Below are 16,187 nucleotides of genomic sequence, written 5' to 3'. Positions count from 1 at the left end.
CTTACCTGCTTTCTGCCGGAACGTCGGAAGGAGCCTGATCGGCTTCGGCCTTGCCAAGAAGGTTGCCGTGGTCATCATGCTCAGCGGCGTACGCAGCGTAGTCCCCGTACTCGCCGGCGAGCAGACGTGCGGTGAAGTCGGCGTGGGCACGAGTCATCTCAGCTTCACGGTTGGGCTTCACCCAACCCTCAGGAACCGCAGGAGTCGGATCGCCAGCGCGCGCAGCCTTCACCCACGCCTTGACGAAGGCTGTCTCCTCGGGCGTCTGCCGGATACCTACGTTATGGTTTGCCGCACCGATCTTATGACCGTCTGCGGCAAAGAACATTTCCCACTCATACTTGCGTAGGACCGCGAACTGGGAGCGGTACATTGCACAGAGTTGCTCGGCGGTTAGGCCGAGCATCACGGCAACGATCGCGTCGATCTCGACGAGGGCCATGCGACGGTCGTACTCCACGCGCAGCGGCGTAGACATCGACCATGTCGGCTCTACGTCCTGGATTTCCGAACGGGGTGAGTCGGGAACTGTCCAGCGATCCGAAAGCCAGACGGCCTCGAACAAATCCTCCCATAGAGGCGCGTAGTCGCGGGTCAGACAGTTGAGCCGGAGGGCGCGCAGAAGAAGCGGGGTGGCGAGCGGGTGAGAAAAAGGTGCAGGGAACCGATCGGCCAACTCCATGCTAACTTTCGCCGTCCCGGATACCTTTACTAGAAAGTCTAGCGGGATTGACGCCCATAGCCCCGCGACAATTGCAGTCTTCATGGGGGAATCAAGCGCCATTGAGTGGACGGCGTGAACATGAGTTGGCCCTGGCGGGATTAGTGTTGCGTGAAGGCCGCGTTCCAACTCGGATGATGTCATATTCCGCCACGCCACTCGGAAGTATTCTGTTGAAGCTCTTCCGTCCCACTTGCGTTGTGCGTCGCGGAATTCTTCCGGTGAACACGCTCGAGCGTAATTAGTTCGCGGAATGAAGCTCTCGGGGAGATCGCCGAGGATGAGGGTGCTGTAGTCTTGATTAGACCTGCAACCTGGGTTCGGTTGCTTATTGAAGGGATTCGCGACGCTGAAGTGCGGCCCCTGGAGAACCACTTCGTCAATCGATGACGGAATGGCAGTCTTCCATTCGATGAAACCGTCCCGCTTTGCTTTCTTTTCGTCGAAAGCGAGTGTCATCCAGTTTTTATGGCCTCCAAGTCTTTCGGGGAACTTTGCGAAGACCTCCACTGCATTCCTGTCAATGACTGTGAGTGGGCGCGCCATTCGCGCCATGTTGCTTGGTGTGTCAGGATCATCGAGTAGAGTTGCCCATTCGGAGAGAACCGAAGGGTTTACTTCTACGACTCTGCTGAAATGTGGGCGCGTGTCCCACCCGCCGCTCTCGTGTTGAAGCCCGGGAATCTCCCCTGAGCCATCATGATTCAATGACTTATCAATGGTATCCGGAATGAAGATTCCGCTCATGTTGAAAAATAGGGGTTCGCGAGGAAGCGAGTACACGTGAATCCCGAACTCGAAAGTGTGGTGGACTTCTTCAAAAAGTCGGGCTTCATTCCTGAACTGAAAGTGCCTGCGCAGTCTCCGGTAGGTTGCAGACCTGAGTGCGCCACCTTTCGGGTCAGTGAAGTGTGACTCTGGGTGGAGGAGGCCGACTACTCCTTGGGGTCCGAGGTTCCTCCAAGCCTGTTCCATGAAATTGAGATACAGATTCGTCTTCATTCCGCTGGTTACAGGATGAAGAGTTTCATGCCCAAGCTGTGCATTGACGCCTGCCCAGGAATTGAGATCTGCCAGGTATCCTTGCTTGGCGACTTCATTCGCCAGTGTGGCAAGACGGCGTGTTTCTCGGACCTTCTCAGGTGCCTCTTTCGTGAGGCCGAACCATGGGTCGTACTCAGCAAGTGACAGTTCGTCGTTCCAGGCAGGCTTATGCCACGGGGGGTTTCCTACCTGTAGATCAAACCCTCCGCGCTTGAAGATATGGGCGAACTCAAGATCCCAGTGAAAGAAGCCCTCGCGGCGGACAATCACACTTACTTCGCTGAGCCACGGGAAGCGAACCGTTACCGTGGGCATGTCCGCACACTGGCTCAGTGTACGGTCGAGTTCGTCATCGACTGCGAGCTGTTTGAAGTCCCCACTGTCCGCGAACAACCCGAACTCATCATCCAGGCCAGCCCCGGCGCCGCGCTTGGTTGATTTAGCCTTTGCCTTGGCTGGAGGCACACCTAGAACAGCCTCACAGAAATCCAGCCATTCGTTGAACGTCGGGGGTTCCGGTGTGCCAGGCTGCCCCACAGGCCAGAACCAGAAGGCGCACCAGGCATCCATTACCAGCTTCAGACGCCCTAGTGGTGCGCCCGGTTCCTGAAGAGCTTGTTCGACCTGCTCGCGCGATACCGCTCCCGACGAGCGCGGTAGAGGACGTTCCTTGTCAACTTCCCACACTCCGATGTCGCGACGGACTTCTGCTTCTGATACGACAAGGCGGCGCCACGTCAACGCCCATAGTCTCTCGACGCGTGTGGCCAGAGCTAGCAGCCGCTTAGTCTGCGCCGCTGACGGAGTGGACGCGACCTTCTTACGCCATTCCGCGAGGCGATCGCGCTCCTCCCGTACCAGTTCCTTGGCCTGCTTGGCGTCCGCGACAGCGCCCCACCCCTTGGCCGGGAGCAGGAAGTGATGGATCTCCTCCCCTGCTTGGAAGACGCCCTCCTCTGCGCCTTCCTGGAGCGGCCGATCGGTTGGCACCGTGGTCAGCCATGCTTTCCGCTTCAGAGCCGACACGTTGTACACCGCGCGCCGTGCACCGATGAGGGAGTTGCCACGGCGCAGGTGCAGGCCGAACCACGGGGCCTTGAGGCCCTTGTGCATCGCGTTGAGCCATAGCGATACCTCAGCCAGTTCCACGGCGGTCTGGTTGAGGTCTACACCGTAGGAGTTGTGGAGTGCCAGGTATGCCTTGACCTTCTGGAGTTCCACCTCGTATTGGTCCGGTGGCAGCTGCACTTCCTTGCCCTGCTCGGCCGACAGTTCCGCCATGCGGCGCTTGAGGTATTCGGCTGCGAGCTGGTTGATGGCCTCGTTGAGGAATGCTCCCGAACCCAGTGCCGGCTCGCACACGGTCAGGTCCAGGATGTCCCTGGCAAGCGTGGTCTTGCCGTCCTGGTCCAGCAGCTCGGCTAGCGCGTGCCTGACCGTGCTGCGGGTGAGTACTTCGGGCGTGTAGTAGGAGGCGGACCGCTGCCGCTCCCTGCCTGAGAGGCGGTAGACGAACGAGCCCTTCTTGTGCTCGACCCGCTTGGGTACACCCGTGATCTCGTCCGGGCGCTTGACGAAGACCTCGTCGTCATAGTTGTCGGCTTCGCTCTGGGGGATGACCCAGGTGCCAGCCAGTCCGTCCGAATCCGGCTTGGCGACTTCGTACAGATCTTCCGTGGCGAAGAAACCGGTGTACGACATCAGTCCCTCGTACACCGCGCCCAACTGGTTGATGCCCAGTTGGGCGTAGGAGATGAAGCCCTTGCCCTTTTTGCCTCGGCTGAGCATCAGCAGGTTCAGCACCCGCCACAACACCTTGTTGCGCAACCGGGTGTCGACCTTCTCGCCGTCGATGCGTACCGACCCGATCAGCGGGGTGGCGTCGGCCTTGAAGAGGTCGCTGCGCAGCGACTCGAAGCGGATGCCGTCCGTGTCCAGCGTTTCGGTGTGGTGCGGCTCGTGGTCCTCCATCGTGCGGTGACCCTGGTCGACGAGGCGGAACAGCAGGTCCAGGGACTCGTAGAAGTGGTGCCCTTCCTGGGCTTCCTCGGGCAGGTCGTAGGAGACCAGCTCGCCGAGCCGGGCCAGGCTGTAGCCATCCTGGTAGGCGTCGTCCTGGCTGGGCAGGATGCCCAGCTCCGGTCGGGCTTCGGCGTACAGAAGGAACAGGATGCGGTAGAGGTAGCGCAGTGACTCCTGGGTGAGTCGGGTGGCCAGTTCGTTGCTGTCACCGAGTTCTGCTGGGTCGGCCGGGTGGTCGTGGATCCGGTCCAGGATCTCCTGGGCGATCAGTTCGACGGACCGCCGTAGTCCCTCTCGCAGTTCCTTGGACACGCCGACCGCGTGCTTGCGGCCCTTGTCGACCAGGTTGTCCAGGAAGCCGACCGCGCCGCCTCCCGTCAGTAGGGACTCGGCGCCGAACAGGGCCGAGACGGCTTCCAGCTCACCATCGTCGCCGGCCAGGTTGCGGTCGAGTGCTGCATCGATGTTGACGCCGAGGAACCGGCCCTCGTGCCATGCGGTGCGGTCGGCAAGAACGATCGCGCCGCCGGCGAGTAGCAGTACGAACCGCGGGGCGTAGGAGTCCTCACAGCCGAAGAGGAAGGTGACGGCGTCCGCTGCGCTGGTGATCCTCTGCTTGCCGTCCAGATGGATCGGAGTGAGCAGCTCAGCTCCTCCGTCCTCGACATCGGAGACGACGAGGTCGGCGTCCGTGCCCCAGGTGACATCCAGAGCCACCAGTTCGACGCCTCCGGGGCCCTTCGCGGCGAAAGCGACGGGGACCTCACGGACCTTGTCTGCTCGCATGACCTCGTAGACACCACGCTGGATCCTGGTGTGGGTGTCACCTTCACGCTGCTGCGGCTCATCCCCGGGGCTGGTGTAGGCCAGGGCCGTGAGCAGGGCGTCGTTGAGCTTGCGCAGCTCGGCACCGCCAAGGTCGCCCTTCTCGGTGATGTTGACCTTGGCCTTGAAGTAGCCGCGGCCCAGGTTTTTCACCCCCGAGCGGGATGTGGGCTGTCCTGCCCGGTCCGCTGCGGTCCAGCGCTTGCGCAGGTCGACGAGATCCTTGGAGAAGACCTCGGCGAGGTAGTGGGCGGAGATGTACTCACCGCGGTTGACGATCGCTTCGAATGCCACGGTGATCACACACCCTTCTTTTCGTCGGCCCCCGTGGTTGGGACAAGAACCCCGACCACGCGAATCATTGCCTCACCTTGCGTGGCCAGTTGCTCGATCAGCTGCCCCACTTCTATGGCGGTCTTCTCCACACGCTTCTCCGCGTGCTCGCGGTGGATGGCAAGGGTGAGCTGCTCGAAGCTCGACTGGCTTGCCTTGCGCCAGGCCGCCAGACGCTTCTCGTACTCGGCCAGCTGCTCGATCAGAGGCTCTTCCTGGCTGCTGCGCAGCTCGGCCAGATGCCGTCTGGTGGCCGCGACCGCATGCGGCACCAGGGCACGCAACGCGTCGAGGTCACCAGCGAAGGGCCGGTTGAGCATCTTCGGCTTCACGCCGGCACGCTCCAGCACCCCGACCATGTCGTCGTCGAACTCGGGAGCACCGCGCTCCAGGCCGGTCACGCAGGACCAGGCGAGGACTGTCGGGTGGCCCTTGGCGTTGGAGTACATGCCTTGCATCAAGAACGTCGGCTCGTCGACATCGGCGGTGATGACAGGCGCGGTGTTGCGAGTGAGCCGGACCAGGACCTTGTCGGTGAGCCACTCCACGACCGGGTGCTGATCGGTCAGATAGCTGACATCGGGCCAGCCGGACGTCTCGCGCCGTGTCTGCTTGGTGATCGCGCCCTTGGGCCGCTCGCCGCTCAGCTCGCGGGCGCGGTCAAGACGCTGCTGGGCGAATCCGGGGTCGAAGGTGACGCGCAGCTTGTCGAGCACACCGCGCTCGTCAAGATAGCTCTGGGGGAGGACGAGGAGACGGCGCTGCAGCTCGCGGTCGGGGCAGAAAGTGAGCAGCTCGGGATAGTCCTTGTCCCATTCCTTGTGGATCTTCTGCTCGGGGTCGCCGTACACCTCTTCCAGAGCTTCCTCAACGAAGGCCCGGGTCGAGGAGAACAACTGCGGTACGCGATAGCGCGCACCCGATCCGTCGACCGTGTGGTGGGCCATGAAGAGGTCGAAGGGATCATCCGGCTGAGGCGGGACGATCTCATCGAACGCCTTTCCCTCTGCGAGCCCTTCCTTGATGGCCTTATCCTCCGCGTCCTCGTCGCGCAGACCGAGGATGGAAGCGGCCTCGCCGAGCGTGCGGTGGACCTCGTCCTCACGCTCCAGCAGTCGACGGGAAACGAGCCGGTCCGCGGAGGGGACCTCAGGATCCTCGTCCTGGCGGACCAGCAGCAGGGCGCGGATCTCCGGCGGCGTCTGCTGCCCGTACCGGTCGATGCGACCGTTGCGCTGCTCGATGGTGATCAGCGACCAGGGCAGGTCGTAGTGGATCATCTGGTAGCACTGACGATGCAGGTTCACGCCCTCGGCAGCGATGTCACCCGTGAGCAGAATCCGCAGGTCGCTGTCGGCCAGACCGAAGTCCTTCACAGTTCGCTGCTGCTCGTCATCGGACAGGTTGCCGTGCAACTGCCGGATCGCGCCGCCGGCCCTCTCGGTGGACTTCTCGAAGCCCAACTCGCCAGGCAGGGCCTCGTGGAGCATTCTCAAGGTGGCGCGGCGTTCGGAAAAGACCACGACGCGCTTGTCGGACCCCGGGCCGACCCTCATTTCCTTCAGCTCGGTGACCAGGCGGCGGAACTTGGCAGCCTCCTCCACCGCGGCCTCGGCGGCCACCTCGCCGAGCCGTACAAGAGCCGCGCGCTCAGGGGCACGGCTCTCCTCGTTCTCAGGGTGATCCGCGGCGTCCTTGTCGATGGCCGCGATCCGGTTTCTCACGGTCTCGGCCAGAGCCTCGTGCGAGGACAGGAACGCCTTCAGGAGCGTGTAGGGGAACAGGCGGGCTCCCTTGCCGCTCACCGGAGCCGACCGGCCCTCCCCAGGGCTGACCCAGACGTCGTACAGCTCCTCGAAGATCCTCTGCTCCGCATCGCTCGCCACGCAGTCGATGGCTTCGGGCTTCTTGCGGGTGGCCCACTTGTGACCGATCTCCGCCGACACATCCGGTGACATCTTGTGCCTACGGACGTAGAGGTGGCCGAGCTGAGTCTCGTCGTAGTCGCTGGTGTCGGGGATGGCGGTCGGGTCCAAGAGACTCAGCAGCTCGCCGAACGACTCGCGCTCGCCGTTGTGCGGTGTCGCGCTGGCCAGTACCAAGGCGTCAGTCCGTGGAGCGAGGAGTCCCGCCAACCGGTTGTTCTTCGTGCCCTTGTTGATCAGCTTGTGGGACTCGTCGATGACGACGGCATCCCAGGTGACCTGCATGAGATGGCTGCGCCAGCGGTCTGAGCGCAGGGTGTCGATGGAGATGATCGCGCGCTTGTAGTACGAGAAGGGGTTGCGGCCGGCGGGGATGTTCTGCCGGATGCGCTCGATACCGCTTGAGTCCAGGCGCACGAGGGGAATCGCGAAGCGCGTCCACAGCTCATGCTGGAACTGTTCGAGAATCGCCTTGGGCGTCACCACAAGGATGCGCTCCCCGCGGCCCCGCCGGATGAGCTCCGAGAGCAGCAAGCCGATCTCAAGCGTCTTGCCCAGCCCGACCGCGTCCGCGATGAGCAGCCTCGGACGCAGGCCGCGCAGTGCCGCTTTGGCCGGCTCCCGCTGATAGACCAGGTCATCGACGAGGTGCGTACCGACTGTCGCGAGCCGCTGCTCGGACAGGGGAAGCGGGGTCTTGCGGATCAGCGCGTCGATGAACAGCCGGGAGCGGCGGCACTCCGGGGAGCCGTCGACGACGAGGTCGGTGTCCTCGGGCCGTAGGGGAGTGACTTTGTCCAGGGAGTCGTGGGCGAAGAAGACGGCCCGCTGGTCACGTACCAGCGGCGAGATCCCGCGGACATCCAGACGAGTGCCGTCGTGGGACGTCTCGGACACCTCGACGACCAGCCAGTCCTCGTCCCGTGCGCGGACCTGCATGCCCGGGGCGAACTTGGCAACGCCTGTCACGCTGGTCACCGCGCTCTCACCTTTACTCACTGTTGAACTTCCTGTCGTGCTCTTCCGCGCGGCCGGACGTCAGCCACCGAAGTCGGACCGCCGGTCGCGGATCTTCCCGCGCCAGCGCTCCGCCCATGGTTTCCCCCCACCGCTGGACACGCCCGCGGCAGCAGGCTCGGCCGATGGTGCCACGGCTCCCGCTCCTCGCCCTTCCGGCCCCGGGAACTGCGCTGCGGACGGTGGTGCGGGAGGCGCCCCTTCGACCTGCAGCAAGTCTCTGAGGAAGACCTCGGGCAGCGGCGGGTGCCTGGGGCCGCCGACCGGCACCGCGTGGTCCAGCAGCCGGTCCATCGCCACCTCCAGCATGGTGTGGGCCGAAGGCCGGTCGTCAGGAGAGTAGGACAGGGCACTGACAACCAGCTCACGCAGACTTGCGGGCAGGCCAGAGAGGTCCGGCTCGGCGTCCAGCATCCGCTGTACGGGCATGTCCGCATAGAACGGAGGATGTCCTGTCGCCGCGTGCACCAGTGTCGCGGCCAGGCTGTACACGTCCGCGGCTTCACTCGCCTTGCGGGAGTCCCTGGCCTGCTCCGGTGCCATGTACGCGAGGGTGCCGACCGGTGAATCGCCCGAGGTGAGTCCGGTCGCGCCGCCTACATGGCACACGCCGAAGTCGATCACGCGAGTGCCCTGCGTGGTAACGAGCACGTTGCTGGGCTTCAGGTCACGGTGGAGCAACCGGACGGAATGGATGTGGAGCAGCGCTTCGGACAAACTGGCAGCCAGCCACCACGCTCCGGGCTCGCTGACCGCCCCGTGCTGCTTGAGCAGCCCCTCAAGGGAGGGTGCATGGATGTACTCCGTCGCGATCCACGGCTGCTCGGCGTCCGGGTCGGCATCCACGAGCGCTGCGGTGTGAAAACCGCCGACGCGTCGGATCGCCTCCAGCTCCTGGGCGAAGCGCTGGCGGAAGTACGGCTGGTCCGCCAGCGCCGGCTTGATGATCTTCACTGCCACCGGGCGGGGGCTGCGGAAACCGAGGTAGACCACTCCCATCGCGCCATTGCCGAGCCGCTGGGTTAACCGGAAGCCCCCGACCTCTCGGGGGTCCTTCTCCCGCAGCGGCTCGAACACGATCGCCCCCGTTCCGCGACCGGGCAGATGAAGGCGAAAGCACCGGACGCGATGCGTCACACGTCAACAGCAGAGAGGTTATCAGCGGTACGGAGTACGTCCTGTGCCGCTTTGGACCTCGTCCGCGCCACACGGGACCAGCCGGCATCGAGGTGCTGCCGGTGGACTACCAGGTGTTGATGGCCGGCCGCTGCTGCGGAGACGGGACCCGATGGGCTCGGCGCTCAGCGGGCGGCGGCGGTGGCGCTGGGCTGGGACAGCGCGGTGGCTTCCCGGGGCGAAGGGGCGCGGGCCCGGCTGAAGCGGCTGGTGGAGGGCAAGCCCGGCCGCTTCACGCTCTCCCACACCGGAACGGGCTGGTGCCGGGCGGCCAGGCGGCGGCTCACGACCATGGTCATCGACCACAGGATGACGGTCTCGCTGGTGCCGGTGCAGGTGCCGCTTGCGTCCGTTGATCCTCTTGCCGGTATCGAAGCCCCGCGATACATGGGTGACGGTGGCGTCCGCCTTCACCGACTGCGAGTCCACCACGGCTGCTGTCGGTTTCTCTTTGCGGCCCTCCGAGCGGCGGACGGCCTCGCGCAGCCGGTCGTGCAACTCGGCCACCAGGCCGGAGTCCCGCCAGCGGGCGAAGAAGGCGTACACCCGTGGCCAGGGCGGGAAGTCACACGGCATGGCTCGCCACTTGATGCCGTTGTCGACGAGATAGCGCACCGCGTCGATCATCTGTCGGTGGTAGTAGCTCTCCGGCCGCCCGCCCCGGCCCGCTATCCAGGCCAGCACCGGCAGCAGATCCCGTACCTGGACCCACTCTGCATCGCTCATGCCCGAGGAATACCGGGGTCGGCGCTCCGGCCGGTCGGCCGCGTTTCCGAGCCGATGGGCGAGGCAGTCACGTCTAGGAGTGGGCGAACTGGACCCGGCGACGGTGACCACGCGACACTTCGGCAACAGGGCCTCTTGTCTCTCGCTGGATTTGACAACCGCGAGCTACCAAGAGGCCCTCCTTCCATACGCCCGCACCGGCCGACTCACCCAGGCAAGGGCCTCGTTCGAACCTGATCGACTTCATGAAAAGATAGAGAACAGCCAGTTAGAAAGCGTCCGCTCTGTTCTCTGATGATGGCAGTCAAGTGAGTGCGCTTGCAGCGGTGCTCCCGCCTGTCGCTGGGATCGTCCGATTCGCCGACAGCAAACACGTTGGGTGCGCAACGGACTGGAACAGCGAGGCGAAGTAAGTAAACCTAGAGCGGTCCGGGGAAGTGCTGTTGTGCTCTGCTGTTCCTGTGTGCAGTTAGAACTTGGAGGTGTGGAGGTGGGGGGCAACATAGACCACGATCGCCGGTTGGCCAAACCGGCGATCGTGATGACTATTGAGGGTGTCCGCGCTGGGCTGTGCTTGGCGGTAGGGCCTTGCGGATTCGGTAGGCAGTGTCGAGTAGAAGGAGAGGAGACAAGGAGCTGCTCTGATCCGCACCTCTCCGGTGCAACAGCGTCTTCCTGCTGATGTGCGGTGTAATTTTCAATCACCGCGCATGGGAGTGGTATTGCCATCCCACCTTGTTCCTCCCTTTTTGCGATTAAGGACCCCCTCTGTATGTCGGCCCGTGATACCTGTGCCCTCTTCCGGCTCTGGCACGGAAGCTCTTTGACCGGCCTCCCGACGTCACATCTCTTCCGGACGGTGAGGGCCTCACGGCGGCAGCAGTCAAGCGGGACCAGAAGCCAACGGTGAACGCAGTCTGCACTGCCCACAGACCGCGTGCTCGATCTGCTGCGTCTGATAGTAGCGAAGATACAGGTGTGCAGTGCTCAATTCATCAAAGAATTCCTACGCCTACCTGCAGCGATTTTTAGAGGCAACTTATGGGCTGCGGGAGTCTCTGGCGAACATCGGGCTCGCTGAGTGATCGTTTCTGTCTCGTGGAGATGAATGACCGATCCATGGGCAGGGTGTACTCCTTCCCTTGGGATCCTCCTCAGCGGATGCGGTAGTCCCCTGGTGAGTCTCATGGGCGCTGTAGGTGATTCTTCGGCCCTGCTTCCCGTAGCCGTTGCCTCTCGGATAAACCTCACGCTCGGTCTTTAGGGCCGTCTTGCCTACTTGCACGGAAAATTGATGCCGCGACACATTGAATCCTCATTCACCCGTCCTCCCGTCGCTATGTCCAGCGAAGCGGGTTGGTATCGCACAGAAGAGCTGGCGCATCTGTTGAAAGTGGATCCCTCGACTGTGCGCCGGTGGCGGACGGCACGTCCGCCTCAGGGGCCGCCTTTCGTCAAGTTGTCGGAGCGGGTCACCCTCTACAGCGTGGCCGATGTCCGGCAGTGGCTGGCCGACCACCGCGTCGATCCGAAGCAGGCGGGCTGATGTCGCACATAGAAAGGCTCCCGGTCGCCGTTCCGCTCTCCGCCGATATCGAGCACCGGCCTGACCGAGCCCAGCCCTACCGGGCGCGGGTGCGCTGGACCGAGCCCCGCACCAAGCGGCGCAAGTCGCTCTCGCAGTCGCACGGCACCGAGGAACAGGCGCAGGAGTGGATCGATGCCCTGAGCGCCGCGGCGCTGCGCGGGATCGATCCGGCCACCTCCGTTCAGCCGCTGGCTGCCTATGGGGAGGCGAACATGGCGTTGGCGTTGCGCGGGCTGGAGCCGAAGACCACCGATCCCTATCTGGCCGGCTGGCGGCGGCGGGTGGTGCCCTCCCTGGGGCATCTGCCGCTGCCGATGGTCAGCAACGGTGCGGTGGACCGCAGTGTGTACGGGTGGATCGCGGACGGGTGCAGCCGGTCCACGGTGAAGAACAGCCTGGCGGTGCTGGTGCGGGTGATGGAGCAGGCCCGGCGGGACGGGCTCATCCAGTCCAATCCGGCCCGGGTGAAGGGCTGGCAGAGCGAGTATCACAAGGCCGAGGACGAGCTCGATGATCCCCGCTCCCTGGCGCTGCCGGACTGGGCGGCTCTGACCGCGTTGGCCGACACCCTGGTCGCGCGCTCCCACGGGAGGTTCGCGGGGTGGGGCGAGGTGGTGGTCTTCGCCGCGTGCACCGCGGCCCGGATCGGAGAGGTCTCGGGGGTACGGGTTCGCGACATCGACCCGGTGAACTGGATCTGGACCGTGCGCCGCCAGACCACCCCCTCCCCGGGCGGGCTGGCGGACAAGCGAACCAAGGGCAAGGTGGCCCGTCGGGTGCCGTTGATCGAGGAGGTGCGGCCCCTGGTCGCCCAGCGACTGCTGGCCATGGGCCCGGATCCGGATGCCCGGCTGTTCACCGGGCCGCGCGGCGGGCGGATCACCACCGCGGTGCTGCGGGACGCCACCCGCTGGGACGAGGTCGTCGCCCGGCTCGGCTACGAGCACCTGCGCCGCCACGACCTGCGGCACACCGGACTGACGTGGATGGCCGACGCTGGAGTCCCGCTGCATGTGCTGCGGAAGATCGCCGGGCACGGATCACTGGCCACCACCCAGCGCTATCTGCATCCGGATCTGCGGTCGATCACCGAGGCGGGCCGCTCGCTCAGCGCCCACCTGTCGGTGGCGGCCGGCCCGCCGAAGCCGCCGGGGGCGGTGCGCCGGGTGTTGTAGGCATCCCACAATCGGGTGGATAACCCCGGCGATCTTGGTCCCCAGGGAAACGTGCTCTGATCTGCGGTTTCTTCCCGCGGCTGGTCCCCAAGTGGTCCCCAAGGGGGCGGCGGCGCCTCGGTCGGTCTGGTGTTCCGTCAGACGAAGAAAGGCGCTCCGACCTGGGATTTCTCCCCGGTCGAAGCGCCTTCCGACAGTGTCGGGACGACAGGATTTGAACCTGCGACCCCTTGACCCCCAGTCAAGTGCGCTACCAAGCTGCGCCACGTCCCGTTGCTCCCCCGGTTCGGGATCTTCCCCCTCGCCGGGCGCGCACAGAAACCATACCGCATTCCGCGGGGTGCTCGCGCGCACCCGGAGGGCGGAGCGGAAGATCGACCGCGCCGCCGGCCGGGCGGCCGGCGGCGGCCCTGCCGCGGCGGGTCTTCGGGGGTGCCGCCCCCTCCCGCCTGGGGTGATGGCCGACCCGGTGCCGCGCGCGGCGGCATCCCGCCGAAGGCGCGGGTCGCCCTGCGGCCCGTGCGATCCGCCCGTCTCCCGTCCGGCGGGGAGCGGGGGCGGGGGCGTACGAGGGGCACCGGCCGGACACGGCGCGTGTGCATCCGGTGACGGCGGCGCCGCCACCGGCGGGAAGGGGCCTGGTTTGCCCGCGCCCTGGCGGGAAACGCGTGTGACCTGGCCCGTTGGTCCCGAGGACTGGAGTTCGCACGTGAGCCGTTCCCGGATTGTGATCGTCGGAGCCGGCTTCGCCGGCTACCAGACCGCCAGGACGCTGTCGCGGAAACTCCGCGGGGCTGCCGAGATCGTTCTGGTGAACCCCAACGACTACTTCCTCTACCTGCCGCTGCTGCCGGAGGTCTCGGCCGGGCTGCTGGAGGCCCGCCGGGTCTCGGTGTCGCTGGCGGGCACGCTGCCGAAGGTGCGCCTGGTGCTCGGCGAGGTCCACGGAGTGGACCTGGACGGGCGCGCGGTCACCTACACCGACCCCGAGGGGCGCGAGAAGCGGCTGGACTACGACCGCCTCGTCCTGACGGTCGGGAGCGTCAACAAGCTGCTGCCCATCCCCGGCGTGGCCGAGCACGCGGTCGGGTTCCGGGGCATGCCGGAGGCGCTGTACCTGCGCGACCACATCAGCCGGCAGATCGCCCTGGCCGCCAACGCGGAGGACGCCGAGGAGTGCCGGGCGCGCACCACCTTCGTGGTCGTGGGCGCGGGCTACACCGGCACCGAGGTCGCCGCGCACGGCAAGATGTTCACCGACTCCCTCGCCCGCCAGCACGCCCGCAGCTCCGGCGGCATGCGGGCCGACGCCAAACCCCGCTGGATGCTGCTCGACATCGCCGACCGGGTGCTGCCCGGGCTGGACGAGAAGCTGGGGCGGACCGCCGACCAGGTGCTGCGCAAACGCGGGGTGGAGGTGCGGATGGGAACCTCGGTGAAGGAGGCCACCCAGGACGGTGTCCTGCTGAACACCGGGGAGTTCGTCCCCACCCGCTCGCTCATCTGGTGCGTGGGCGTGCGCCCCGACCCGCTGGTGGACCAGCTCGGGCTGCCGACCGAGAAGGGCCGGCTGCTGGTCGACGAGTACCTGAACGTCCCCGGCCACCCCGAGGTGTTCGCCTGCGGTGACGCGGCCGCCGTGCCGGACCTGACCGATCCCGGCCACTACACCGCGATGACGGCCCAGCACGCGCACCGGCAGGGCAAGACGGCCGCGAACAACATCGCGGCGTCCTACGGTGTCGGCACCCGCCGCCCGTACCGGCACAGCGACCTGGGCTTCGTGGTGGACCTCGGCGGGCTCCAGGCCGCCGCCAACCCGTTCGGCGTGCGGCTGTCGGGCCTGCCCGCCAGCCTCGTCACCCGCGGCTACCACCTCGCCGCGATGCCGGGGAACCGGATCCGGGTGGTCACCGACTGGCTGCTGGACGCCGTGCTGCGGCGGCAGGCCGTCCAGCTGGGGGTCCTGGACGCCTGGTCGGTGCCGCTGGACACCGCCTCCCCTGAGACGGCCCGGCTGGCGGGCGGAGCCGCCCGCAACCGGTAGCGGGAGCCGGCCCTCACCGCGGGGCCCGGACGGACCGCTCCCGGTCCGCCCGGGCCCCGCCGCGTTCGGCGGCCCCGGAGCGGGACGGCCCCGGAGCGGCGGCGCCCCGGGACCGGCTCATCCGGCGTCCCGGGACCGGCTCATCCGGCGTCCCGTATGGCCCGCCGGGAGACCGGCGGGCCGTACGGTCCCACCGGCTCGCGGTCCCACCAGGCGCCCGTGGACCGCAGCTCCCGCCAGGTGGTGAAGCGGTAGCGGTACAGCAGGGCGCGCACGTGGGCGGGCGGGGCGTCGGGGAAGGGGTTGGACCGCAGCAGGCGCAGCACGTCCCGGTCGTTCTCCAGCAGTTTGTGCAGCAGCCGCGTGAACCAGGGCGCGGCGTAGGAGGGGGAGAGGGCGGCGAACCACATCAGCCAGTCCAGCCGCAGGTGGTACGGCGCCCACTGGCGCGGCAGCCGGCGCACGTCCCCGGGCTTGCCCCGGAACTCGTACTCCCGCCACCGCGTGGCGCCGGTGATCTCCTCCTCGTCGGTGCCCTCGATCACCACCTCGTGGCGCAGGCGCGTCACGCTGCCGAAGGCGCCGTAGGTGTTCACCAGGTGGAGCCGGTTGAAGGAGCGGTTCATCTGCTGGCGGCGCGAGAGCATGTTGCGCACCGGCCAGTAGCTGAGCACCGCCACCAGCGCCGTCACCGCGATCACGGCGGCCTCGAACCACAGCGGTGCCGGGCCGTGCTCCGGCGCGTCGTGGACGGGGGAGGTGTCCACGGCGGACAGGGCGAGCACGATCGTGATCCAGTTGAGCCAGGAGAAGTTCCCGGAGGCCACCAGCCACAGCTGGGTGGCCGCCACCACCGCGGCGGCGCCGGTCGCCACCGGCTGCGGGGCGAACAGCAGGAACGGGACGACGAGCTGGGTGATGTGGTTGGCCGCCGCCTCGACCCGGTGCAGCGGCCTGGGCAGGTGGTGGAAGAACCAGCTCAGCGGCCCCGGCATCGGCTGCGTCTCGTGGTGGTAGTCCAGGCAGGTGAGCTTGCGCCAGCAGGCGTCGCCGCGCCATTTGATCAGGCCCGCGCCGAATTCCACCCGGAACAGCAGCCAGCGCAGCAGGAGCAGGGTGAGCAGCGGCGGCGCCACCTGCGCGTTGCCCAGGAAGATCGCCAGGAAGCCCGCCTCCAGCAGCAGCGACTCCCAGCCGAAGGAGTACCAGGTCTGCCCGATGTTGACGATCGACAGGTACAGCACCCACAGCAGCGTCCACATCGCCATGGAGACCGCCAGCGGCGTCCGGTCGGCCGCGCCCAGCAGCACCGCCGCCGACAGCGCGGCGCCCAGCCAGGCCGCGGCCGCGAAGAGCCCGTCGGAGTAGCGCAGGTGGAACAGGCTGGGGGAGGCCCTGAAGGGCACCCGGCGCAGGAAGGCCGGGGCCGGGGTCAGGCCGCGTTCGCCGATCAGCGCCCGGAACTGCAGGGCCGCCGAGGCGAACGCGACGAGGTAGACGGCGGCCAGGGCCCGTTGCAGGACCGTCCGGCTCAGCCAGTACTCGGGTGCCGCGAACCACTCCATGGCGCAGATGGATACCACCGGAG

The 16,187-nt window shown here is 66.4% G+C and carries 8 protein-coding genes, 1 tRNA gene and 1 pseudogene; 3 read left to right on the top strand and 7 right to left on the bottom strand.

The window, feature by feature from the left end; translation table 11 throughout:
- Nucleotide 1: 1 nt before the first annotated feature.
- The 5 genes and pseudogenes from ACFSJS_RS08890 to ACFSJS_RS08870 all read right to left on the bottom strand — a co-directional run.
- Nucleotides 2-4,915, bottom strand: a complete 4,914-nt coding sequence (locus tag ACFSJS_RS08890; protein ID WP_380898664.1) for a type II restriction endonuclease subunit M — start codon at nucleotides 4,913-4,915, stop codon at nucleotides 2-4.
- The gene (locus ACFSJS_RS08885; RefSeq protein WP_380898662.1) at nucleotides 4,912-7,848 is read right to left on the bottom strand and encodes a helicase-related protein; all 2,937 of its coding nucleotides are present in this window, start codon (nucleotides 7,846-7,848) and stop codon (nucleotides 4,912-4,914) included. The genes ACFSJS_RS08890 and ACFSJS_RS08885 overlap by 4 nt, the downstream gene beginning before the upstream one ends.
- Before the next feature lie 60 nt (nucleotides 7,849-7,908).
- Nucleotides 7,909-8,964, bottom strand: coding sequence for a serine/threonine-protein kinase (locus tag ACFSJS_RS08880; protein ID WP_380898660.1), 1,056 nt, complete (start codon nucleotides 8,962-8,964; stop codon nucleotides 7,909-7,911).
- 224 nt (nucleotides 8,965-9,188) lie between these two features.
- Nucleotides 9,189-9,362, bottom strand: coding sequence for a hypothetical protein (locus ACFSJS_RS08875; protein ID WP_380898953.1), 174 nt, complete (start codon nucleotides 9,360-9,362; stop codon nucleotides 9,189-9,191).
- A 253-nt stretch (nucleotides 9,363-9,615) separates the two neighbouring features.
- Nucleotides 9,616-9,789: pseudogene (locus ACFSJS_RS08870) on the bottom strand (transposase); the annotation flags it as partial.
- Between the two features lie 1,339 nt (nucleotides 9,790-11,128).
- On the opposite strand from ACFSJS_RS08870, the gene ACFSJS_RS08865 reads away from it, so the two are divergent.
- Entirely contained in the window at nucleotides 11,129-11,335 is a 207-nt protein-coding gene (locus ACFSJS_RS08865; protein WP_380898658.1) for a helix-turn-helix transcriptional regulator, read from the top strand.
- Nucleotides 11,335-12,552: a tyrosine-type recombinase/integrase gene (locus ACFSJS_RS08860; RefSeq protein ID WP_380898657.1), complete on the top strand. Its 1,218-nt coding sequence runs from the start codon at nucleotides 11,335-11,337 to the stop codon at nucleotides 12,550-12,552. Before ACFSJS_RS08865 ends, ACFSJS_RS08860 begins: the two co-directional genes overlap by 1 nt.
- A 199-nt stretch (nucleotides 12,553-12,751) precedes the next feature.
- Here ACFSJS_RS08860 and ACFSJS_RS08855 read toward each other — a convergent pair.
- Nucleotides 12,752-12,825, bottom strand: a tRNA-Pro gene (locus ACFSJS_RS08855).
- 436 nt (nucleotides 12,826-13,261) lie between these two features.
- Here ACFSJS_RS08855 and ACFSJS_RS08850 point away from each other — a divergent pair.
- Nucleotides 13,262-14,599, top strand: coding sequence for an NAD(P)/FAD-dependent oxidoreductase (locus ACFSJS_RS08850; protein WP_380898656.1), 1,338 nt, complete (start codon nucleotides 13,262-13,264; stop codon nucleotides 14,597-14,599).
- A gap of 140 nt (nucleotides 14,600-14,739) precedes the next feature.
- Here ACFSJS_RS08850 and ACFSJS_RS08845 read toward each other — a convergent pair whose 3' ends face one another.
- Nucleotides 14,740-16,164: a lipase maturation factor family protein gene (locus tag ACFSJS_RS08845; protein ID WP_380898654.1), complete on the bottom strand. Its 1,425-nt coding sequence runs from the start codon at nucleotides 16,162-16,164 to the stop codon at nucleotides 14,740-14,742.
- Between the last annotated feature and the right edge of the window lie 23 nt (nucleotides 16,165-16,187).

The organism is Streptomyces desertarenae, assembly GCF_042681365.1.
Classification (GTDB): Bacteria; Actinomycetota; Actinomycetes; order Streptomycetales; family Streptomycetaceae; genus Streptomyces; species Streptomyces desertarenae.
This window is presented reverse-complemented; position numbering and strand designations above follow the sequence as displayed.

Coding starts and splice junctions, on each gene's coding strand:
- ACFSJS_RS08875 (WP_380898953.1), bottom strand. CDS start 9,362: ATGACCATGGTCGTGAGCCGCCGCCTGGCCGCCCGGCACCAGCCCGTT.
- ACFSJS_RS08865 (WP_380898658.1), top strand. CDS start 11,129: ATGTCCAGCGAAGCGGGTTGGTATCGCACAGAAGAGCTGGCGCATCTG.
- ACFSJS_RS08860 (WP_380898657.1), top strand. CDS start 11,335: ATGTCGCACATAGAAAGGCTCCCGGTCGCCGTTCCGCTCTCCGCCGAT.
- ACFSJS_RS08845 (WP_380898654.1), bottom strand. CDS start 16,164: ATGGAGTGGTTCGCGGCACCCGAGTACTGGCTGAGCCGGACGGTCCTG.